At 38.5% G+C, this 20,041-nt stretch carries 23 protein-coding genes, 1 pseudogene and 2 CRISPR repeat arrays; of the genes and pseudogenes, 10 read left to right on the top strand and 14 right to left on the bottom strand.

Annotated elements, in window-relative coordinates; all coding sequences use genetic code 11:
- Positions 1–2: 2 nt before the first annotated feature.
- A CRISPR array of direct repeats spans positions 3–1,411; the repeat unit is 36 nt; unit sequence GTTTCCATCTCTTTCAGAGAGTATCTTCATTCGGAC.
- 17 nt (positions 1,412–1,428) lie between these two features.
- The 5 genes and pseudogenes from cas10 to AC4E92_RS09430 form a co-directional block, all read right to left on the bottom strand.
- A pseudogene (cas10, locus tag AC4E92_RS09450) lies at positions 1,429–2,415 on the bottom strand (type III-A CRISPR-associated protein Cas10/Csm1); the annotation flags it as partial.
- Positions 2,416–2,419: 4 nt separating this feature from the next.
- Complete coding sequence (locus AC4E92_RS09445; protein WP_490240346.1) at positions 2,420–3,562, bottom strand: putative CRISPR-associated protein; 1,143 nt, start codon at positions 3,560–3,562, stop codon at positions 2,420–2,422.
- A 54-nt stretch (positions 3,563–3,616) separates the two neighbouring features.
- Positions 3,617–5,053 carry a TM1812 family CRISPR-associated protein gene (locus tag AC4E92_RS09440; RefSeq protein ID WP_490240345.1) on the bottom strand — a complete coding sequence of 479 codons (1,437 nt, stop codon included), beginning with the start codon at positions 5,051–5,053 and terminating at the stop codon, positions 3,617–3,619.
- Between the two features lie 45 nt (positions 5,054–5,098).
- Positions 5,099–5,872 (bottom strand): hypothetical protein, encoded by a 774-nt coding sequence (locus AC4E92_RS09435; RefSeq protein ID WP_490240344.1) that lies wholly within the window; start codon positions 5,870–5,872, stop codon positions 5,099–5,101.
- A 46-nt stretch (positions 5,873–5,918) separates the two neighbouring features.
- The gene (locus AC4E92_RS09430; protein ID WP_490240343.1) at positions 5,919–6,599 is read right to left on the bottom strand and encodes a hypothetical protein; all 681 of its coding nucleotides are present in this window, start codon (positions 6,597–6,599) and stop codon (positions 5,919–5,921) included.
- 154 nt (positions 6,600–6,753) lie between these two features.
- On the opposite strand from AC4E92_RS09430, the gene AC4E92_RS09425 reads away from it, so the two are divergent.
- A complete protein-coding gene (locus tag AC4E92_RS09425; RefSeq protein WP_490240342.1) occupies positions 6,754–8,187 on the top strand; it encodes an SAVED domain-containing protein in 1,434 nt (477 codons plus the stop codon).
- A gap of 12 nt (positions 8,188–8,199) precedes the next feature.
- Here the strand turns inward: AC4E92_RS09425 and AC4E92_RS09420 are convergent, their stop codons facing one another.
- Positions 8,200–8,670 carry a pyridoxamine 5'-phosphate oxidase family protein gene (locus tag AC4E92_RS09420; RefSeq protein ID WP_490240341.1) on the bottom strand — a complete coding sequence of 157 codons (471 nt, stop codon included), beginning with the start codon at positions 8,668–8,670 and terminating at the stop codon, positions 8,200–8,202.
- A gap of 104 nt (positions 8,671–8,774) precedes the next feature.
- On the opposite strand from AC4E92_RS09420, the gene AC4E92_RS09415 reads away from it, so the two are divergent.
- Positions 8,775–9,338, top strand: coding sequence for a pyruvate kinase alpha/beta domain-containing protein (locus tag AC4E92_RS09415; protein ID WP_490240340.1), 564 nt, complete (start codon positions 8,775–8,777; stop codon positions 9,336–9,338).
- A 4-nt stretch (positions 9,339–9,342) separates the two neighbouring features.
- Positions 9,343–9,705: a hypothetical protein gene (locus tag AC4E92_RS09410; protein ID WP_490240339.1), complete on the top strand. Its 363-nt coding sequence runs from the start codon at positions 9,343–9,345 to the stop codon at positions 9,703–9,705.
- Position 9,706: 1 nt separating this feature from the next.
- Here the strand turns inward: AC4E92_RS09410 and AC4E92_RS09405 are convergent, their stop codons facing one another.
- From AC4E92_RS09405 to AC4E92_RS09375, 7 genes are all read right to left on the bottom strand, one after another.
- On the bottom strand, positions 9,707–10,327 hold the full coding sequence (locus AC4E92_RS09405; RefSeq protein WP_490240338.1) for a YdcF family protein: 621 nt from the start codon (positions 10,325–10,327) through the stop codon (positions 9,707–9,709).
- Positions 10,328–10,440: 113 nt separating this feature from the next.
- A complete protein-coding gene (locus AC4E92_RS09400; RefSeq protein WP_490240337.1) occupies positions 10,441–11,622 on the bottom strand; it encodes a M20 metallopeptidase family protein in 1,182 nt (393 codons plus the stop codon).
- A 14-nt stretch (positions 11,623–11,636) separates the two neighbouring features.
- On the bottom strand, positions 11,637–11,837 hold the full coding sequence (locus AC4E92_RS09395; RefSeq protein ID WP_490240336.1) for a ubiquitin family protein: 201 nt from the start codon (positions 11,835–11,837) through the stop codon (positions 11,637–11,639).
- Positions 11,822–12,406, bottom strand: coding sequence for a phosphate propanoyltransferase (locus AC4E92_RS09390; protein ID WP_490240335.1), 585 nt, complete (start codon positions 12,404–12,406; stop codon positions 11,822–11,824). The genes AC4E92_RS09395 and AC4E92_RS09390 overlap by 16 nt, the downstream gene beginning before the upstream one ends.
- On the bottom strand, positions 12,399–13,502 hold the full coding sequence (yqeH, locus tag AC4E92_RS09385; protein WP_490240334.1) for a ribosome biogenesis GTPase YqeH: 1,104 nt from the start codon (positions 13,500–13,502) through the stop codon (positions 12,399–12,401). The genes AC4E92_RS09390 and yqeH overlap by 8 nt, the downstream gene beginning before the upstream one ends.
- On the bottom strand, positions 13,492–13,980 hold the full coding sequence (locus tag AC4E92_RS09380) for a YqeG family HAD IIIA-type phosphatase (RefSeq protein ID WP_490240333.1): 489 nt from the start codon (positions 13,978–13,980) through the stop codon (positions 13,492–13,494). Before AC4E92_RS09380 ends, yqeH begins: the two co-directional genes overlap by 11 nt.
- 1 nt (position 13,981) lies before the next feature.
- Positions 13,982–14,209: a DUF4911 domain-containing protein gene (locus AC4E92_RS09375; protein ID WP_490240332.1), complete on the bottom strand. Its 228-nt coding sequence runs from the start codon at positions 14,207–14,209 to the stop codon at positions 13,982–13,984.
- A gap of 172 nt (positions 14,210–14,381) precedes the next feature.
- Here AC4E92_RS09375 and rplI point away from each other — a divergent pair, with 172 nt between their 5' ends.
- From rplI to trxB, 7 genes are read left to right on the top strand one after another with little or no spacing between them, the layout of a single operon-like run.
- Entirely contained in the window at positions 14,382–14,837 is a 456-nt protein-coding gene (rplI, locus tag AC4E92_RS09370; protein ID WP_490240331.1) for a 50S ribosomal protein L9, read from the top strand.
- Between the two features lie 5 nt (positions 14,838–14,842).
- A complete protein-coding gene (locus AC4E92_RS09365; RefSeq protein ID WP_490240347.1) occupies positions 14,843–15,682 on the top strand; it encodes an MBL fold metallo-hydrolase in 840 nt (279 codons plus the stop codon).
- 13 nt (positions 15,683–15,695) lie between these two features.
- Positions 15,696–16,139: an NfeD family protein gene (locus tag AC4E92_RS09360; protein ID WP_490240330.1), complete on the top strand. Its 444-nt coding sequence runs from the start codon at positions 15,696–15,698 to the stop codon at positions 16,137–16,139.
- On the top strand, positions 16,136–17,053 hold the full coding sequence (locus AC4E92_RS09355; RefSeq protein ID WP_490240329.1) for an SPFH domain-containing protein: 918 nt from the start codon (positions 16,136–16,138) through the stop codon (positions 17,051–17,053). The genes AC4E92_RS09360 and AC4E92_RS09355 overlap by 4 nt, the downstream gene beginning before the upstream one ends.
- 2 nt (positions 17,054–17,055) lie before the next feature.
- Complete coding sequence (locus tag AC4E92_RS09350) at positions 17,056–17,568, top strand: hypothetical protein (protein WP_490240328.1); 513 nt, start codon at positions 17,056–17,058, stop codon at positions 17,566–17,568.
- 53 nt (positions 17,569–17,621) lie between these two features.
- Entirely contained in the window at positions 17,622–18,281 is a 660-nt protein-coding gene (pdo, locus tag AC4E92_RS09345) for a protein disulfide oxidoreductase (RefSeq protein ID WP_490240327.1), read from the top strand.
- A gap of 6 nt (positions 18,282–18,287) precedes the next feature.
- On the top strand, positions 18,288–19,232 hold the full coding sequence (gene trxB, locus AC4E92_RS09340; protein ID WP_490240326.1) for a thioredoxin-disulfide reductase: 945 nt from the start codon (positions 18,288–18,290) through the stop codon (positions 19,230–19,232).
- 152 nt (positions 19,233–19,384) lie between these two features.
- Here trxB and AC4E92_RS09335 read toward each other — a convergent pair whose 3' ends face one another.
- Complete coding sequence (locus AC4E92_RS09335; protein ID WP_490240325.1) at positions 19,385–19,546, bottom strand: hypothetical protein; 162 nt, start codon at positions 19,544–19,546, stop codon at positions 19,385–19,387.
- Positions 19,547–20,041: a CRISPR direct-repeat array (repeat unit 36 nt; unit sequence GTTTCCATCTCTTTCAGAGAGTATCTTCATTCGGAC).

The following is a 20,041-nucleotide window of genomic DNA, read 5'->3' as shown; positions in this document are numbered from 1 at the left end:
AGGTTTCCATCTCTTTCAGAGAGTATCTTCATTCGGACAAGTATTGGGGTCCGATAAGTGGACCCCGAGCCAAAAGGTGTTTCCATCTCTTTCAGAGAGTATCTTCATTCGGACTATTAATGGAAATTAAGAAAGAGAACATTTTAAGTGTCAAAGTTTCCATCTCTTTCAGAGAGTATCTTCATTCGGACCGTTGCACGCTACGTCGTAGTCGATTGGGACGGTGCGCAAAGTTTCCATCTCTTTCAGAGAGTATCTTCATTCGGACTAGATACAGTTATTGCTGGAATAGCTAAAGGTATAATACAAGGTTTCCATCTCTTTCAGAGAGTATCTTCATTCGGACTGGTATAGGTTTTCAAGAAAGAGGGGGAGCTAACCACTCCGTTTCCATCTCTTTCAGAGAGTATCTTCATTCGGACTAACACAAAAAAGTCTTTTATTCAGACAAATTGTTTATTTGTTTCCATCTCTTTCAGAGAGTATCTTCATTCGGACTACTAGAAGAATTCCACGTCTACAAGCTTCATAGATGAATAGTTTCCATCTCTTTCAGAGAGTATCTTCATTCGGACGCTCCCCCTCTTTCCTTTTTTTATCCTTTCTGCTATCCAAGTTTCCATCTCTTTCAGAGAGTATCTTCATTCGGACGTTGCTTGGATCGAGAGATTGTTGGGTCGGGAACTGTTTCCATCTCTTTCAGAGAGTATCTTCATTCGGACTTACAATCGAGGAGTTATTGGAGCTGGCTGATATAGCCAGGTTTCCATCTCTTTCAGAGAGTATCTTCATTCGGACTTATTTTCCGAATCTCTTCTGGGGAGGGAACTCTCCCCCAGGTTTCCATCTCTTTCAGAGAGTATCTTCATTCGGACGAAGAAATATTATGTATTTGTGTCGGGGCATTTGCTATATGCGTTTCCATCTCTTTCAGAGAGTATCTTCATTCGGACTTTCAGGGAAGAGGGGGAGCTAACCACTCCCCCTCTTTCCTGTTTCCATCTCTTTCAGAGAGTATCTTCATTCGGACGTACAGTCACAATCTTCCAACTTAGCTAGAGAAGTCGTAGTCGTTTCCATCTCTTTCAGAGAGTATCTTCATTCGGACGCCGATGAATTGTATACGATACTATCTGTAGCAACAAATAGTTTCCATCTCTTTCAGAGAGTATCTTCATTCGGACATTGCGGCAGCGGCAGCTGCCGCAAAAGAAAGTCTCTTTAGGTTTCCATCTCTTTCAGAGAGTATCTTCATTCGGACTATTTCTTGAGTCACTTCTGGGGAGGGAACTCTCCCCAGAAGTTTCCATCTCTTTCAGAGAGTATCTTCATTCGGACAAGATATACGCATATATTTTCTTGTTTGACGATAACAGTTTCCATCTCTTTCAGAGAGTATCTTCATTCGGACCTGAGTGTCATTGGTTCAAACTCAACTACGAGTTTTAATTCTGTTGACATATCCAAAAGCCACTGGTTAATTTCCCTTTGAATTTTCCTGAGCTTTTCAATGTTTTGATCTGTGTTGGATATGATCAGATAGAAATGTCCTCCGCCAACAAAATGTACATTTGTTCTGAAAAATCCAGTTTCTTGAAGAATTCTGTCCACGATGACCTCTTGAAATAAGTCTATGAAGACACTGCGTCCCCTGAAAGACCGAAGCGCTCCTTTTGACGAAACCTCACTGATGAATCTCTGAATTCCAGAAACATCCCCTTCAACGAGCAAAAGAACCTTTTCATCTTGTAATTTTTTTAGATCGTCATACTTTTTGATTTCAATACCTCTTGCTTTGACATAATCATAAATCGAAAGTGCAACCATTGCAGTAACTTTTAAATGATCATAGAGTGATATGTCCATAATTCCTTGTTTTTGTGTCGATTGTGGCACAAAAGAAAGGTACTTGTAGAGCAAGAACCGCAAATTTTCCGCATTCAGATGTAATCTTTTTGCATCGTTTACAAGCGCTGTGTATATTTTCTCGAAATCCGACTCATGTACTGTCTTTTCGTTGGTTACACAGTCGATCTCTCCTATTGCAACAGGCTTGAAATAAGAATCAATACTTTCTTCATCTCTTCCTACTCTTGCAAGAACGTTTTCGAGTGTCCTTTTTTCTTCGAAACCTTCATCCTGTTTAACCTGTCTCTCAGAACTTGCAATGTTATCTGCATAGCATACATACCATGTGAGTGGTTCAGAGTCATCGAGATCTGATTCGTGATGGTTGAAGATGAATTTTTGATATGGAGCAAAGATCTTTTTGCCGTTTACATCGACATCTTTAACGAAAACTCCACCGGCAAGAGTGTGTTTTTGCTTCTGGTCTACAATCCCGGCTCTTCTTACGAGTTTCCCTATGTCGTGTATTAGTGATCCTATTACCAGAACTTCGCGTTCACTATCCACATATTCACCTCCTTTCTTGAAGAATTTCTTCTATCTTCTTTTTCACACACTCAAGAAATTTCTGATTTTTGATTGTAGTCTGAATGATATAAAAACCTGTTCCTTTTTTACTGTTTAAAGCCATCTTGAGATGATCTTTTTCTACCCAAACTCTAAAGGCATCCCCACTTTCAATTTCTGAGCTTCCAGTCATACTGACAAGCTCAACCCATGGAAGTTTGGCTATATCCTGAATGATTTTCTCGTTGTATTCTCTGATTTTTATTGCATGTCCTCCAGAACCTGTTATTTTCTCTGAAAAAGGCTTGCTTGTTTTATAATCTTGATCATCAATAGTTGAACAATCCCATTCAACGCTTTCCAGATAAATTTGTCCAAGAGGATTCAATGCCAGCTGATATTGTGCGTCTATCGGCTCTCTCTCAACAAATATCTTTATTTCTTCCGGTACACTTGCCCAGCTCGCAAAGCTGAACTTTTTCAAAAATCTTGTTTCTTCAACAACATTCATGTATTCAAGCATTGAAAAGATCTTTGAATATTTTCTGTATAGATCTGGATCGAATCTGACGGGAATTGGTAGAAGTTCTATTATCTCGTCAAAAGTTTCAAAAAGATAGTAAACAGGAACATTCAGAGCCTGTCCGAGTAATACAGCATAAGCTATAGCAGCTTTGTAACCACCAGTTGCATTTATGACACATCTACCAAGACTATCTTTCACACAATTTGCCATTTCTCTTACCAGATTTCTTAAACCATGGAATTTAAATTCAAATCGATTCTCATCATTGAGCTTATCTACTTTGACAACCTCAACACTTTTAAAGTCAAGACCGTTTTCATTCTTCAAAAAATACTCCTTCAAAAGATCACCAATAAACTCCCCTTTTTCAGTATCAGAAACCAGTAAAAACATCTGCTGTCTGGAACTAAGGAAACCTTTTTCAACCAGACTTGCAACAGAATTGATCTCTGCTCCCAAGATTCTGTCATGAGGGTTGGTTATCTTTTTTAAGATTTGAACAGCGTCAGATATGTTTTTACACTGAATCAATTGTTTTAGCTGTTCAGGAGCATTTGGCTTGGTTACATTAGTCCAAAGACTTGCTCCAACCGTGCATATAAGCGTATCTTTGTAATTCACCTGTATCACACCCCTTTAATATGATCTCACCCATCGCATTTTTCTGACAGTTGATCAATTACTTTCCAGTAGAAATTTGTCTAATTTATTCATTTCTATGGTTTCACTGTATCTGACATAGATCTCTCCATCTTTATCTTTTTTTATTTCAGTTATTTCTGCTGCTAAACCAATGTGAGCAATGAAATTTCTCTTATTCAGAGTGCTTTTAGAATCTGGGAATTTGATTTCACGTAACTTGATCCACTTTTCTGTCTCATTTTTATTTTTTTCAAAATATTCATTGATATTCTTTTCTGTGATATCCACTTCGTTTTTCAAAAATATCAGACCACGATTGAAGCCAATATTGCTTAGTATTTTTTCAAAAGTTTCTCCAAGATCTTTCAATCTTATACCAGTGTCTTGGTCAAATTTTTCAATTTTATTTTTCAATATCTTGAGCATACCAGCATAGAGTGCAAGTTGGCATATTACTTCTATGTAAAACTCTTTGTTTAATTTCGGCGATTCTCTGTAATTGAGGTACAGTTTTTTCTCTGCGTAATCAATTATTGTTTCGATTTCTTTGAAAACTCCATGATCGGTATGCCTGTCTATATAATATAAGTACAAAGGTGTACAGTTTGTAATTGAAGAATAAATCAGAAGACTTTTCAATAATTTCTCTTTAAGTTGATTTTTTAATGGTCTTTCATTTTTATCAGAATAGATGTTATCTTTCAATAATTTGTTCAATTCGTCTTCGCTTAGAGTTTTACTTTGATAAGTCTTTTTAAAGTATGACAAAAGCGGTGACATGAATGTCTCTAAATATATCTGTTTTTGAAGATGTATTTCGTATTCTGAAGAATCGTTTCCGATTATAGGGTCTGAGAAAGTTATGATTATTTCTGGAATGTTACTAGTATCATCTTCGGCACTATTAGTATCATTTTTCCAGTTCATGAGTGTAACAAATGTTGAGAAATACCTTGCTGCTTCAATCATCGCAGATACATATATGTTCAGACCACTTGAGATATCAAGATAGATGGCTTGTACTTGCTTATATTTAAGGTATCTTTTTACCATATCGAAAAACAACTCCAGAACAATGTCATCATAAAAACCATTGAGTGTGATACCAGCGTAAGTACCTAAAGAATGAACAACGAGTATGTCGTCTCTATTTTTTTCACATGGTATTTCACGGATGTAGGAATCAGGAGAGTTCAAGTATTTATCAGGTTCTTCAAGAATTTTTTGAACTTTTTGCCTGGAATCATTCAGATTTCTTTTTCCCAACATTTCAGGAAGTCCTTTGTTGAGAAGTATGCTAACAGGGTAAATCAAAACTACTTCTGCCCTTTCCTGTTTTGATTTCATATACTCTTTGAGAAAGAAACTTGAAAGCTCGGATTCAAGACAAAATTTGCCCTGCTGCGAAGATATAAAAAATGTTTTTGGTTCACCTGTGATCCGCCCAACTTGATAAATCAAATTTGTCATTAAAAAACCCCCTTAATAATCTGTTCATAATGTCATCCTTTTTATTTAAATATTGTTCTGATTATCAATTTCAATTTTCATTGTTTGTTCAGAGATATGATGAACCAAATTTCCAAGATTTCTAATTAACAATCCACTTTTTAAATGCCCACTGAAGATTAGTTCACCGAGCAGGTATATCTTGCCTTTCTTGTTCTTGCATTCATCTGCGAAGAAAAAACGCAAGCCAAGGTCTTCACACACTGCTATCGCACAATTTAGCCTGATCGTCTTTTTTTCAGTTGCTGCAACAGCTCTGCTTTGTGCAAACTGTTCAAATTTTTCTAAGACGCCTGATGATACATAAATGATCTTGTCGTTCTCCTTCATTAATTGAAGAATAATTTCTACTCGATTTTTTTCAGTATCAAAGAACTCTCTGTGTATTTTTCCGTAATCGATCTTTTCAAGTCTTTTTAGATTTTCTTTTAAAATCTGCAGATCTTTGACCGATCCCAATTTCTCTATAAAAGGCTTTGCAGTCTCAATATCCATTTCAAATGTTAGATGGGTCAACTTGACAGTATCAAAAAGGTTGTTTATCCTCATTTCAACTGCTTCAACCGAAGCAAGTGCAAGAAAAGTTGTGAGATAAGCAAAAATTATCCTGCCTTTTGTTTCTTCAATTACTACGCCATAAATAGGAAGGTGTGTTGTGTAAATTACAAATACATCAGATACTGAAAGATTCACACTTTTACAAATTTTTATAGGATTTGCCTCATTAAAACCTTTCATCGATTCTTTGTAAATTCTCATGAAATCTTCAAGTAATGGCATCTTTATGACCCCCAAATTAAGAACTTCGATTTGGATTCATCTTGTTTCATCTATATAGACGCATCTTCTCACAGATCTCTGACATGAACTTTGTTAATACCAGACCCAGTACCTTTTCTTCTAAGGAAAATTTCTCAGCAAATTCTTTTATGAATTTCCTTGTTCTTTCCCTTATCTTGTATTTGTTACTGTCTGACCAGGAAGAATCTGCAAACTTATCATCCCCATACAATTCCTGATAAATAAAAAAGCAAATATATCTTCTCATGTCTGTTTTTTTCTTATTGCACTCTTGTAGAAATTGTTCGTATATATCTTCTGCTATAATCTCTGCAAAAGAATCAAAATTCTCATATCCGATTATCTCTATGAACGTTTCGTTTCCAGACGATTCATCAATTTCCCGATCGAGTGATAAAACCTCTCCTTCTTTACCTGAAAGTCTTTCTAACTTTTTCAACGAAAAGTTAGATATAGATTGAATAACGTAAGCATCGATCGATTTTATCTGATCGAGATTTTTTAAAATTCGCTCGCAAAATACTTCGAGTTTTTCACAAAAATCCTGTAGAAATTCTTCGGCAAGATCATCTATGTTTTTCCAATTTACCGCTGAAAATTTGTGAATGACCTTTCTAAATATCTCTAAAAGATGATCGTAAAACTTTTTGGAGAGAGTCTTATCTCTTAAGAGCTTTGCGCATTCTTCTGAGAAAGAACAAGACAAACCATACACCCCCACGAAAAAACTATTTGAATATAATATCAAGATTTGCATTTTGGCTTTCTTCGAAAATATTTTAAACCATTTTCCATTAATTTTGCAAATTGATAAAAATACAGCTCATAATTGGACTAAAATTTCTACGGAGGGTTTTTACATGAGATTTTCTGAGCTCTTAGAAAACAACCCAGATTACTTCATACTTGCTTTAAAAGAGGGAAACATAAATATAGACGAAGCAATACAAACAGTCGAAGGTATTAAAGACAAGATACCCAGTTATCCGAAACTTGTTTATGAAATACTCATTTATTCAAGAGACAAAAATTATTCAAACTGTGCAATATTATCAAAGTTTTTGAACATAGACACGGAGCACTGCCGTGAAATACTGTGCAACGATTATGTGAAATTCGAATTCCCGGTGGTTCTAAACGGTAAAGCTTGTTTAGCACACGGCATTGCTGTGAAAACCGGAAAACTTTTTACCAATGTGCAGGCTGTGTCAACGCACGTTGAAAAAATTTGTCGGATTTTAAAAGAAAATCTGTCGGTTTTCTTCGATACAGATATTGTTGAAGACTCTTTTATGTTGCCACTATACATTGCTTTGAAATGCAAAAAACACGACAAACCATGGGTTTTCACCGGAGGTCTTGAAGAAAATTTAAATATCAAACCACCGGCATTTGTTCAATTGAAAGAAGAGGCTTGCAAAAAATCTGGAAAGATTCTGTTCACCCAGAGAGATTTCTCGAATGCCATAGAAGTTCTGGACTTTCTGACAAAAGAAAATCATGAAGTACCGTTTTTGGCATCTTTTTCAGACAAAAGAAGCACTGAATATTTAGAACATTCCTTTCAAAAGCTCATCAGCAAAGTGGAAAATCATTCAAAAAGAGAAGTTTTTGAAAAAATATCCGGCGCACCGTTGCTTTACCAGTCATCAAGTCTTAGAAAGAAAGACTTTGTAAAACAAGCCAGAAGAATACACGAAATAATAGACGCAATCATCTGTAATGGTGGGATTCCACATATCTCTTTGCTTGCGCCCGCTTCACTTGCGATGGGTATAGGAATTATGCTTGGGTCACAGAATCCTGTAGTTTTGTATCATTATCAGGGAAATGAATATCACAAAGTAATAGATCTGAGAAAAGATATAAGAACAATCAAAAAATTGAAAGATATAAATTCATTCAAAAAGATTTACTTTGAGCAATCCGGTGATGGTAAAAACTGTGCTTTCATAATTCAATTTGCATCACATGCTCCGTCAGCCGATGCTGAAGAATTCATCAGACAAAAGAAGCTGAATGCAGTGGTAATCAAAATTTTCCACAAAAATTTAGGAGAAATAGCTACTGGAGACTGGACAGATGAAGTAAATGAGTTAATGAGTTTAACCCAATTTGTAAAAACCAAAAGACACTTTGAACGTTTTCATTTCTTTTTGAGTGTTCCTGTACCTATAGCCTTTGCTTTTGGCATGGCTCTTGGACATTTTTCAAGTGGATCTATTTACCAGTACAACGGCAAATACAATAATTCTTATTTTGAAGCATTGAGAATAGAAGAACTCTGGATTTAAAATAGTCAAATACTACTTTCCAAAATTAGCCTTAGCAGTTATGTGGTCTATGTGTATACAGACAACTCCTGTTTGATCCATAATCGACAGGATGCATTTTTCACCTTCATCTTCATAAGCAGGGGCAAGTTTCTTTACAAGATTGCGCAATGCCAGCTTTTTTTCTTCTTCTTTTTGCACAAACTCCGCTCTGCCAAAGACAATTACACTTTCATACTCTGTGGAAAGCCTGCTTGCAAGAATATCGCTTTTTGTCACCACATTAAAGCATACCTTTGGGTATTTTTTTATGTTATCGACCTTATGACCATCAAGAGCCGTGTGAAAGTATATGCATCCATCAACAAACACGTAATTAACAGGCACGCAATATGGATATTCACCATCCCAGGTTGAGAGTACACCATACTGACCCTTTTCCAATATCTCAAAGGCTTGTTTTGTAGAAAGCTGTCTTTCAGACCTTCTCATAGATCTGAACATAAACTTTCCTCCCATCTTTCAGTCTTCAGAGAGTATAAACCAAATTATTCGTGTTTGAGACTAAATGATAATGGTAAAATCTTTGTGTAAGGAGGAATGAATAGATGGTACTATTTCCAAAAAAAGGCGAAGAAAACACAGAAAAAACCTTACAGCTTGCCATTGAAGAAGCCAGTAAGTGCGGTAAAAAATTATTGATATCTTCAACACGCGGATACAGCGCAGAAAAAGCTTTGAGAATGATTCCGGCTGATTTTCAACTGATTGTGGTCACACACCATTACGGCTTTAAGGAAGTTGATCAGCAGGAATTTTCAGATCAGATCAGACAGGAACTCATAAATAAAGGACACAAAGTTCTTTCTGCGACTCATGTTCTTTCCGGGATTGAAAGATCTTTCAGAAGAGAGTACAGCGGCATTCACATTGCTGAAGTCGTGGCAAACACTCTGAGGTTATTTTCACAGGGAGTCAAGGTCTGCGTGGAAATGAGCCTCATGGCTGCAGATGCTGGTTTGATAAAATGCAGTGAATGGATAGTCGCCTGTGCCGGCAGCTCCAAGGGTCTTGACACAGCAATGGTGATCAAGCCGGCAAACACATCCAGAATGCTGGAATTGAAAATCGGCAAAATCATATGCATGCCTTCTGAGTACGCAGTCGAGTAGGTATATGGCTTATAAAATATTTGCGTGGCTGAGTGTTGTTTTACTTTTTTATAATTTTTCTCTCTTTCCATTGAGAAGAATTCTCAAAGGTGTGAAAAGTGCCAGAAAATTTTTGAGAATCGGTTCAATTTTGCACAGATACACTGGATTAGCTCTGATCATAACAGGTTTCACACATGGTTATCTGGCACTTGGTGCTTTTGAAATCCACACGGGTTGGATTTTGTGGTTTGGCATAAATTTACTGTTTTTGTATTATCTACTTAGAAAAATTCTCAAAAGAAGATGGGTTTTTCTGCACAGATACACAGATTTTCTTGTTGTAGGATGGTTTTTTGTACATTTTTTTCTTCCGTGGTTGCTGTAAATCATCTGAACCTGTACCAGAGGATACCCACTATTTCGTGAACTGCCGACAAATTTGCCGTCAGAGCATCTTTGTTTGGTAAATAATCAATCCAGCCAAACTCAGAGTGGTTGTAAAGATAGTCGGTCGGATATGGATATACGGTGAATTGAGCTTTAAAGAAAGAATAAACAGCGCGTTTCATGTGAATTGCCGAAGTTACAACGACCACGTTCTTAAAACCTTTTTCTTTGCAGATTCTGGATGTAAAAATCGCATTTTCCAGAGTGTTTCTTGCATCTGTTTCGGCTATTATCAAATTTTCTGGCAAACCAAGTGAAATAGCCAAATCCTTCATAATCAATGCTTCTGGTGGCTGGTTTAACAGCGGTAATGTACCACCAGATACTATCAAAAAAGAATCGAATTTCTTTGCAAGTTGAACACCTTCAACCAGCCTTCCCAGGGCACTCTGTGACAGCCGATAGCCATCTGGTGTCTTGACAACACCTCCGCCAAGCACAATGACAGCGTCAACCTGTTGCGGAACATGGGCTTTGTAAGATCTTTCAAGAGGCAAAACAAGTACTAGAACACCAGGAACACTTGAGAGAAAGTAGAAGCAAAGCGCAAGTGATATCATAAAAATCGCCCTGCTTCTACTTTTTTTAAACCAAAAAATACCTGTTAACAAAAACAGCGTCACGAAAAATCCAATTGGAAGAAGAAAAGACTCAATGATTTTTTGAAGTACGATCATTTTTCTTCTGTGAGCATACTCAAAACCAGGCTCACGTGCATCTGTGTACCAACAAGCAGTGAGTCTTCATCGATGTCGAAATACGGTGAATGATGAAATCTGTTCAAACCTTTTTGTGAATTTGACGCACCTATGAAATAAAAAACACCCGGAACTTCTTTTAAAAAGAACGACATATCTTCACCGCCCATGGTTGGTGGTACTTCAACGACATTTTCCTTTCCAAAAACACTTTCTGCGATCTTTCGCACCTGTTCTGTCAACTTTTCGTCGTTTACAAGAACAGCTGTACCGTCTTTGTAATCTATATCGAAGTCCATCTGATGGGCTAAACAAACACCCCGCGTGATTCTTTCTATACTCTCTTTTACTAAACTTCGACTGCTTTCACTCAGTGTTCTGACCGTTCCCTGAAGAATAGCTGTCTGAGGTATGATATTGAACGCACTTCCTGCTTGAACTTTTCCAACTGTGACAACAACACTTTCTAATGGATCTACTTTTCTGCTCACGATAGTTTGAAGAGCCATGACAAGCTCGGCAGCCGCAACAACTGGATCTTTACAGTAATGCGGTTGAGCACCATGCCCCCCCTGTCCCTTGAGTGTAATTTGAAACTCATCTGCAGCAGCCATGAGTGCACCGCTTCTGATACCAATCTTTCCACATTCAAGCTGTGTCCACAGATGCAATCCAAAAGCATAATCAACATCCGGATTTTTTAAAACGCCTTCTTCTATCATCGGTAAAGCTCCACCTGGTGGAAATTTTTCTTCTGAAGGCTGAAAAACGAATTTCACATTTCCATTGAGCTCGGATTGATGTGATTTCAATATCTTTGCAGCTACAAGCAGCATGGCTGTGTGACCATCATGCCCGCAGGCGTGCATCACACCATCGATTTTTGACTTATAAGGAACATCATTCAACTCCTGCAGCGTGAGTGCATCCATATCTGCTCTGAGCATAATCGTCTTACCCGGTTTTGCACCTTTCAGCAGCCCAACGACGCCTGTCTTGGCAACATTTCTTTTAACCTCTAAACCTATCGATTCAAGATACTCTGCAACCTTTTGCGATGTTCGGTACAGTTCAAGACCGACCTCCGGGTACATGTGAAAATCTCTTCTCAAACTTATCAATTCGTCTTTGTAAGATAATACTTCCTGGCTTATCATTTTCAGCGCCCCCATTACCATGTAGAAGTGACTTTGTGTATTATGACTTTAATACCTTTGTTTACTCTTCTATCTTCGGTGTAAATCTGATCATCAACCACAACTACATGTTCTTCAGGGTTGAGATTTAACTTTTTCAAAATGTCTTTTACCAGAACTGAGCCTTCAAATTTGTATATCTTTCCCTGATATGAAACTTCTACGCTATTATCCACACAAGATCACCGTTTTTTAACAGAGCGGCATTTGCTTCATCTGTATCAACGTGGAACTCTAAAGCGAATTTTTCACTGACGCGTATTAGAACATCGTCAAATATCAATCTGCGTCCTTCCTTTTCACAGACCACTTTCACAATGTCTTTGTCCTTGACCCCATAATGCTGTGCGTCCTTTGGATGCATGTGAATATGCCTCTTTGCCAGAATCACTCCTTTGTCTTTTATAACCGTACCCTTTGGTCCAACTATGACTATGCCCGGTGTGTTCTCTATATCCCCTGAGTCTCTTACAGGTGGATTAACACCGAGTTTGAACGCATCTGTCTTTGAAATTTCAATCTGCGTTTGATTTCTAACAGGTCCCAGCACTCTCACCTGCTCAATTGCACCTTTTGGACCTACGATGATCACCTTTTCATCGGCGGCATACTGCCCCGGCTGTCCGAGATCTTTGATTGGTTTGAGTTCGTAATTTTTACCAAACAGGATATCCAGATCCTCTCTGGATAGATGAACATGTCTGTTGCTCACTCCAACAATTATGCCTGGCTCTTTCCTATTCATGCTCAATACCTCCTCTGTATGGATTTACCAGAGCAATCCTCTTTTTCACACTGACTTTCTCAGGAACAATTACTCTGACCATGAATGGACCTCTTTTGACACTGATCCATCCAAGACCTGCCACTGCGACTTCTTCATTGATATCAAGATCGAATCTGTGTTCTTTCCAGCTAAAAGAATCCATAGATGGCGATCCAGGACTGCATGGTGGAACCAGCAAACGACCGTACTGCCTTGACAAAAGATCATCTGCTTTTTTTGAGTCAGTTGTGTGAAATTTCACACCTTCACTGGCAAAGATCTGGAAGATGGGCAAAAATTGTGTATCAAAATCCAGATAAAGTCGGCACATACCACCGACAAAGATCACCTTACCCTTCTGTGGTTTGAAGGTCATCCTGGAAAAGCGTTTCTCAAGGATCCTCTTTTGACAATCTGGCGGTAGAAGATCGATCAGGCGGTCATTTGTCACAATACCCGGAGTATCACAGATGATGGTATCATCCATCTTTGTTTTGATCAAATCCAGAGTGGTTCCCGGAAATGGAGTAACGCTCAGATCGGCACCAGTAAGCGCACGAACCAGTGAAGATTTACCAACATTTGTCGCTCCGACAAGCAAAACTTTTTTGAAATGGCTCAGCTCGCTTGCAACCTTTCTGATGCCATATTTTCTCACAGTGCTTGTTATTAAAATATCCTCTATCTTTTCATCTTCTAATCTCTGACGCACCCAGTCCTTTATCTCCTGCACAGTAACGGCTCTTGGAAGAAGATCTATCTTGTTGACCAGTATTATCTTTTTTTTGCCACTGAGCGTTTGTTTCAAAGAATCATTGTAACTCCCTTCAAAATCTGTTATGTCCAGCACCCAGATTACCACTTCAAAATCCTCGATGATATTTTTGAGATCTTTGAGAAAGTCTCTTGTAATTCTCACCGGCTCGAGCTTTCCATAGTGCCTTGCTCTGAAACACCTCTGGCAGAGTATTTGTTTACCTTCCGCTTTTCTTCTATTTAGAACATCAAGCGGTATATAACCCGGTTTTTTCTCGTCCTCATGTTGAATCTGAGCACCACAGCCTTCACACTTCACATCTCTCACCTTTTCTTGCAAAATGTAGAACTATTTTTTCAAAAAACCTCAAAAACTTTGTACCGATGAACTCTCTATCACTCAATGGTTTTACCTTAATAGTGTATACTCCGAGCAGATTGCCTGCAAGAACATCTGTGAATATCTGATCTCCGACCATCACAACCCTGCCGGGATCTATTTTTTCCATATCGAGTATTTTCTTTATCTTCCAGACAAACGGTTTTCTTGATCTCCATATTATTTTTGCACCGTTGAGTGAAATATTTCTTGGCTTACCGTTAGAAGCTATGAGTATCTTTCCATTCAACTTCAGAATACTGTTCAAAACAGGCTCAAATCTTTTTTCCACAGAAGAACTTCTCCACAGACCGAGTGTGTTGTCAAAATCGAATATGAAGTAATCCATACCTGCTTTGAAAAATCTCTCTACATCAAGATCGGTCAGATCTTCGAGATATTCTCTTGGCAAAATCATCTTAAATATGCCCATCGTTCTCTCTATAATCTACTATTTCAAAGTTTACATGCTCTCTCACCGACTCGAGAAACTCCAGCAAATCCTTTAAAAGATCTGCAGGAACCAGTATCCTCAAAAGTCCATTTTCGTATTTTCTCATGTTCACCATATTATCCTCTACTTCAAGAATATAGCCGAGTTTGTGAACATCTTCGCTCTTGATCTTCAGGTAAAGATCGTATTCCATCAAATTCCTCCTGTATGTGATTATATTTGAAAAGATTTACGATGATATAATCACAAAAATAACTAATTAGATTTTTCAAACCCGATACGGATTAATTTTAACATAAAGTTTTTATCAAATCAGCTTTCCAAAGTGATGTTAGGATATAATGAAAATGAAAGGAGGAACGTGAATGAAAGTTATCTTGCTCAAAGACATACCGGGTATAGGCAAAAATGGCGAGCTCAAGGAAGTGAAAGATGGATACGCGAGAAACTATCTCATACCACGTGGACTGGCAAAACCCGCAACGGAAGGCGAGATAAAAAGAGTCGAAAATGAAAAGACCATGAAGATCCACAAAGAAGATCTCACCAGGAAAAAGAGTGAGGAAATACTCAAAACTCTGCAGCGTCAGGTTCACAGAGTATATGCCAAAGTCGGCGGGGGCGGTAAGCTCTTCGGAGCACTTACTTCTGTGAATTTAGCTGAAGTTCTTTCGAAAAACACCAATATGGAGATAGACAAAAAATGGATTCATCTTGAGAAACCCTTGAAGGAAGTTGGATTGTACGATATTCAGATGCATTTACCCGGTGGTGTCAAAGGCACGATAAAGCTTGAGATCTTAGGCGAAGAGAAAGGGTGAGTGAGCTGGTACTTCAGATATACTCTAAAGCTCTGTATTCGACATGGGTATACTATGCACCAGAAAGAATCCTATTTGATGCGGGTGAAGGCGTTTCCCTGACAATGTCCAACAGAATTTATGCCATAAGACATATTTTTCTAACACACGGTCATATCGACCACATATCTGGATTGTGGACCATAGTGAACACGCGAAACAATTCCATGGGAGACAGGGAAAAACCCTTGACAGTTTACTATCCAAAGGGAAATACCGCGATCGAAGAATGGTTGGAGTTCATAAAAAAGGCAAACGATGATCTGAGATTTGACCTGATTGCACAGCCCGTCTCAGCTCAGGAAAAGATTTTTCTCAGGCAGGCAGGCGGATTTGCCAGATACATAGTTCCTTTCAAAGTAAAACACACAGTTCAGGATTTCAGCCTCGGGTATAATGTAATTGAAACACGAAGACGGCTCAAAGAAGAATACAGGAACCTGTCAGAGGAAGAAATAAGCAGATTATCCAAAAAACTCGGGCCAGATCATATAACAGAGACGTACGAAAAGAAAATTCTAACTGTTTCTGGTGATACTTTTGGTATTGATCCATCAGATGCCACGGACAGTGAGATTCTTTTACATGAGTGCACATTCCTCAAGACCAGCGACAGAAAAATGAACGCCCACGCTTCGCTTGAAGAGGTTATCGAAATAGCACGCCAAGCCAATGTGCAGAAACTGATCTTGTACCACATTTCATCCAGATACAGTGGAAAAATCGACAGGTATTTGAAAAATATAAAGGAAACCGTGAGTTTTCAGATAAGTTATGTTGATCCAGAAGTTGTCTTCACACTCTGAAGGGGGTGATAAGATGGAACCATTCGTGGTGTGGCTGATTTTAGGTGTGATATTCACAATAGGAGAAATACTCACCCCGACTTTTTTCCTGTTCTGGTTTGGAATAGGAGCGTTTGTAGCATCTGCGGTCAGCATTGCTTTTGGCACGTTGGTTCAGGTCGTGACATTCATCACAGTCTCTGGACTTTTAGTCATCCTAACCCGACCTTTGACCAAAAAATTAACCAGAGAGCAACCACGTAAGATACACATAGACGAGATAATAGGTAAAACAGCCATCGTAATTGAAACCATCGACAACGAAAACAGCAAAGGATTGGTCAAAATCAACGGTGACACATGGAGAGCTTATTCTCATGATGATTCTGTCATTCAGGAAGGAGAAAAAGTAAAAATCTTGAAAGTTGAAGGAGCACATGTTATAGTCGAAAAACTGCAGGGAGGTGAACAACGATGATAATAGCCCTTGGCGTAGTTGCCGTATTGATATTGATAATAGCCGCAACGGGAATCAAGGTGGTAAGACCTTACCAGAGAGGATTGATCGAAAGGCTCGGTAAGTTTCACAGAGAAGCCGGTCCGGGACTACATTTCATTGTGCCTTTTTTTGACAGAATGACCAGAGTTGATCTTAGAGAAATGGTAATAGATGTTCCGCCTCAGGAAGTGATCACAAAAGACAACGTGGTTGTGACAGTTGATGCAGTGATATACTATGAAGTCACAGATGCCTACAAAGTTGTTTACAATGTCAACAATTTTCAATTTGCAACACTCAAACTTGCGCAGACCAACCTGAGAAATGTGATAGGCGAACTTGAGCTGGATCAAACCCTCACTTCAAGAGAAAAAATAAACACGAAGTTGAGAACTGTCCTGGATGATGCAACAGACAAATGGGGCGTGAGAATAACAAGGGTGGAAATCAAAAAGATCGATCCACCAAAGGACATAACCGATGCCATGAGCAAACAGATGAAGGCAGAAAGAACAAAAAGGGCAGCCATTCTCGAAGCAGAAGGTATAAAACAAGCAGAAATACTCAAAGCAGAAGGTGAAAGAAACGCAGCCATTTTGAAAGCCGAAGGTGAAGCTGAAGCAATCAAAAAAGTCGCCGAAGCCAACAGATTCAAACTCATTGCAGAAGCTCAGGGTCAGGCAGAAGCAATCTTGAGTGTGTTCAAAGCCATACACGAAGGTGCACCCACCAGCGACCTGATAGCCATCAAATACCTCGATGCACTAAAAGAAATCGCAAATGGCAAAGCAACAAAAATATTCTTGCCGATGGAAGCTTCGGCTATTCTCTCAAGCTTAGCAGGTATTGCAGAAGTTTTGAAAAAAGAACCACAGGGAGAGGAGCAAAAATAAAGGTGAGTGATTTTTTAAAGGACATTCTGTTCGGTCTGGTTTATTCATTGATCGGTATATCCTCTGCCTTACCCGTTGTCTGGGCAAATTTTTCCGGCACGGCAAACATGACCCTTACTCCTTTTTCAACAATCAATATACTCGCCACACTCGGTGTTCTAATCACCTATACATCAACCTTTGGGCAGTATGGGCTCAGGAGCTTTTTCATATGTTCGCTGATTGCTTTTCTTTTCCACGTTGGTAGATTATCCACCTATCTTGAAAGTGAAGACAAAAGATTCAGAGTGCTATTTCTTTCCATGGGTTTTACAAAAAAAGAATACGTGACCACTTATCTATTAAGACGCTCTACAAAACGAAACATCGCTTCGATTTTGATCTGCTGGGGATTATTCTCTCTTGTTTTTGTATTCAACAGGGTTTCAATTGGACATGAATTGAGCAAACTGTCCCTCGGTGTTTTACTCATCATATTAGGTTTTACATCGTCTTTACTGGACAGAAAAGAATAAATTCCGACTAATATGGTAGAATTTATTTAGAAAAGGTCAAGGAGGTATGGAAAATGGCATTGATAAGTGAAAAAGATGCGAAATATCTTCAAAAAGTTTTTTCTGAACAGTTGAAAGACCCGGTGAAGATACTGATCTTTGTTGATGACAAGTCTGAATGTGAATATTGCGATCTCACAAAACAGGTTCTTGAAGAACTGTCTTCAATCGACAGCAAAATGCAGATGTACGTTTATCATGTGAAAAAAGAAAAGCAAATCGCAGATCAGTACAAAATAGAAATGGCACCGGCTATAGTACTTTTGGACAAAGAAGGAAATGATTCAAGAATAAGATTCTATGGAATACCATCCGGGCATGAATTTTCAAGTTTGATACAGGACATCATAGCGGTCTCAACAGGTAAACCACCATTTTTCAATGCAGAACAGATTGAAAAAATCAAATCCATAAACAACCCTGTTAAAATAAGAGTCTTTGTAACACCAACATGTCCTTATTGTCCAAAGGCTGTACTGATGGCTCATAGTGCCGCAATGGTCAATAAAAACATAACTGCTGAAATGATAGAGGCAAATGAATTTCCAGAATTGAGCATGAATTACGGCATTTCCTCAGTTCCTCATACTTTCATAAACGATGAGCACGACTTTGTCGGTGCATACCCGGAAAATGCGTTCATACAGGAACTGCTCAAAGCAGTTAGGAGATGATCAATAGTGCTCTTCGAAGTAGGTGCAAAAGAAATAAAAGATCATTATGACGTGGTAATTGTTGGTGGCGGTCCTGCTTCACTTGGTGCGGCTGTGTATTTAAGGCGAGCCGGTTTGAGTGTTCTTGTGGTTGAAAAAGTACTTGAAGGCGGGCAGTTGAATCTGACTACTTACATAGACAATTACCTTGGCTTCCCATCGATACAGGGACAGGAACTTGCCATGAAAATGAAAGAGCATGCGCAATCACTTGGAACGGAATTTTTGAATTCGGAAGTAAAACGCGTGATCTTAAATGGTGAAGAAAGGTTCATTGAAACAGAAGATGGAAGAACCATAAAGGCACATGTTTTGATGATAGCAACAGGTGCAGACCCGAAAAAACTTGAAGTACCCGGTGAAAAAGAACTAACAGCAAAGGGCATTTCATACTGTGCGACCTGTGATGGTTACTTCTTCAAAGACAAAGACGTAGCAGTTGTTGGTGGTGGAGATACGGCTATAAACGACGCGTTGTATCTTGCGAAAATAGCAAAATCTGTGACTGTAATTCATCGCCGCGATAAGTTGAGAGCTGTTAAAATACTTCAGGACAAGGCTTTTTCCAACCAGAAGATCAAATTCCTGTTCAACAAAGTTGTTGAAAGTTTTTCAGGGACAAAAAGACTGCAGGAGGTTGTTCTGAAAGATACCAAAACAGGTGAAATCAGCAGTATAAAAGTAGACGGAGTCTTCATAGCTATCGGTTTGGTACCAAACTCAGAACTTGTAAAAGATATCGTCAAGACAGATGAATCAGGATACATTATCACAGATGAGTTTATGCAAACCAGTGTTCCAAGAATATATGCCATAGGAGATGTCAGAAAAAAGCACGTTAGACAGATAATAACAGCAGTCTCAGATGGTGCAACAGCGGCTGTACACGCGGCTGAAAACTATTTCGTTTGATTGAAAACAAATAAAAAAGGCTTGTGAGAAACTATCAACTCTCACAAGCCTTTTATTTTTACCCCGTATTTTTAAATCATATTCCCTGATTTAGTCTCTCAATCTCTTTTTTGTCTCTTCTAAATCACTCTCTTTTTTGCCGTCTTTTTTAATCAAGAACAAAACACCTTTCCACCGTATTCTTTTTCAAATTTTTCATGAGCTTTGCTCATCCATTCTCTTGATTGATAGATGTACGATGCTTGTTCATAAATTACAGGCTTTATTTGCAAACCGATGTATTTTCCCCCAAACTTTATTATATAAAAATCCACGTTTCCATCTCTTTCAGAGAGTATCTTCATTCGGACGCTACAATTGCGTCGTCTATCATGCCTATTACAGGGATTACGTTTCCATGTCTTTCAGAGAGTATCTTCATTCGGACTTTTTTAGCTAAGTCGGAGGTGTAAATGATGCTGATAATCGGTTTCCATCTCTTTCAGAGAGTATCTTCATTCGGACTTATTCATAATAACCCGTGGGCATAGAGCCTGCGGGAGACGTTTCCATCTCTTTCAGAGAGTATCTTCATTCGGACGAATGAATTGAAAAGGAGGTTTCCAAAGAAAAAAAAGGTACGTTTCCATCTCTTTCAGAGAGTATCTTCATTCGGACTACCAGAGATTTGTCGGCTTTTGGAACTTGAAATGATTGAGTTTCCATCTCTTTCAGAGAGTATCTTCATTCGGACCACAAGTTTATTAATCGATTTCGTCGAAATGATTAAAAAGGTTTCCATCTCTTTCAGAGAGTATCTTCATTCGGAC

Origin of the sequence: Pseudothermotoga sp. (assembly GCF_031962025.1) — a bacterium.
Classification (GTDB): Bacteria; Thermotogota; Thermotogae; order Thermotogales; family DSM-5069; genus Pseudothermotoga_B.
This window is presented reverse-complemented; position numbering and strand designations above follow the sequence as displayed.

Excerpts from the sequence above, each read along its gene's own strand:
- AC4E92_RS09440 (WP_490240345.1), bottom strand. The coding sequence starts at position 5,053 with ATGACAAATTTGATTTATCAAGTTGGGCGGATCACAGGTGAACCAAAA.
- AC4E92_RS09435 (WP_490240344.1), bottom strand. The coding sequence starts at position 5,872 with ATGCCATTACTTGAAGATTTCATGAGAATTTACAAAGAATCGATGAAA.
- AC4E92_RS09425 (WP_490240342.1), top strand. The coding sequence starts at position 6,754 with ATGAGATTTTCTGAGCTCTTAGAAAACAACCCAGATTACTTCATACTT.
- AC4E92_RS09420 (WP_490240341.1), bottom strand. The coding sequence starts at position 8,670 with ATGTTCAGATCTATGAGAAGGTCTGAAAGACAGCTTTCTACAAAACAA.
- AC4E92_RS09415 (WP_490240340.1), top strand. The coding sequence starts at position 8,775 with ATGGTACTATTTCCAAAAAAAGGCGAAGAAAACACAGAAAAAACCTTA.
- AC4E92_RS09410 (WP_490240339.1), top strand. The coding sequence starts at position 9,343 with ATGGCTTATAAAATATTTGCGTGGCTGAGTGTTGTTTTACTTTTTTAT.
- AC4E92_RS09405 (WP_490240338.1), bottom strand. The coding sequence starts at position 10,327 with ATGATATCACTTGCGCTTTGCTTCTACTTTCTCTCAAGTGTTCCTGGT.
- AC4E92_RS09400 (WP_490240337.1), bottom strand. The coding sequence starts at position 11,622 with ATGATAAGCCAGGAAGTATTATCTTACAAAGACGAATTGATAAGTTTG.
- AC4E92_RS09390 (WP_490240335.1), bottom strand. The coding sequence starts at position 12,406 with ATGAATAGGAAAGAGCCAGGCATAATTGTTGGAGTGAGCAACAGACAT.
- AC4E92_RS09380 (WP_490240333.1), bottom strand. The coding sequence starts at position 13,980 with ATGATTTTGCCAAGAGAATATCTCGAAGATCTGACCGATCTTGATGTA.
- AC4E92_RS09375 (WP_490240332.1), bottom strand. The coding sequence starts at position 14,209 with ATGGAATACGATCTTTACCTGAAGATCAAGAGCGAAGATGTTCACAAA.
- rplI (WP_490240331.1), top strand. The coding sequence starts at position 14,382 with ATGAAAGTTATCTTGCTCAAAGACATACCGGGTATAGGCAAAAATGGC.
- AC4E92_RS09360 (WP_490240330.1), top strand. The coding sequence starts at position 15,696 with ATGGAACCATTCGTGGTGTGGCTGATTTTAGGTGTGATATTCACAATA.
- AC4E92_RS09355 (WP_490240329.1), top strand. The coding sequence starts at position 16,136 with ATGATAATAGCCCTTGGCGTAGTTGCCGTATTGATATTGATAATAGCC.
- pdo (WP_490240327.1), top strand. The coding sequence starts at position 17,622 with ATGGCATTGATAAGTGAAAAAGATGCGAAATATCTTCAAAAAGTTTTT.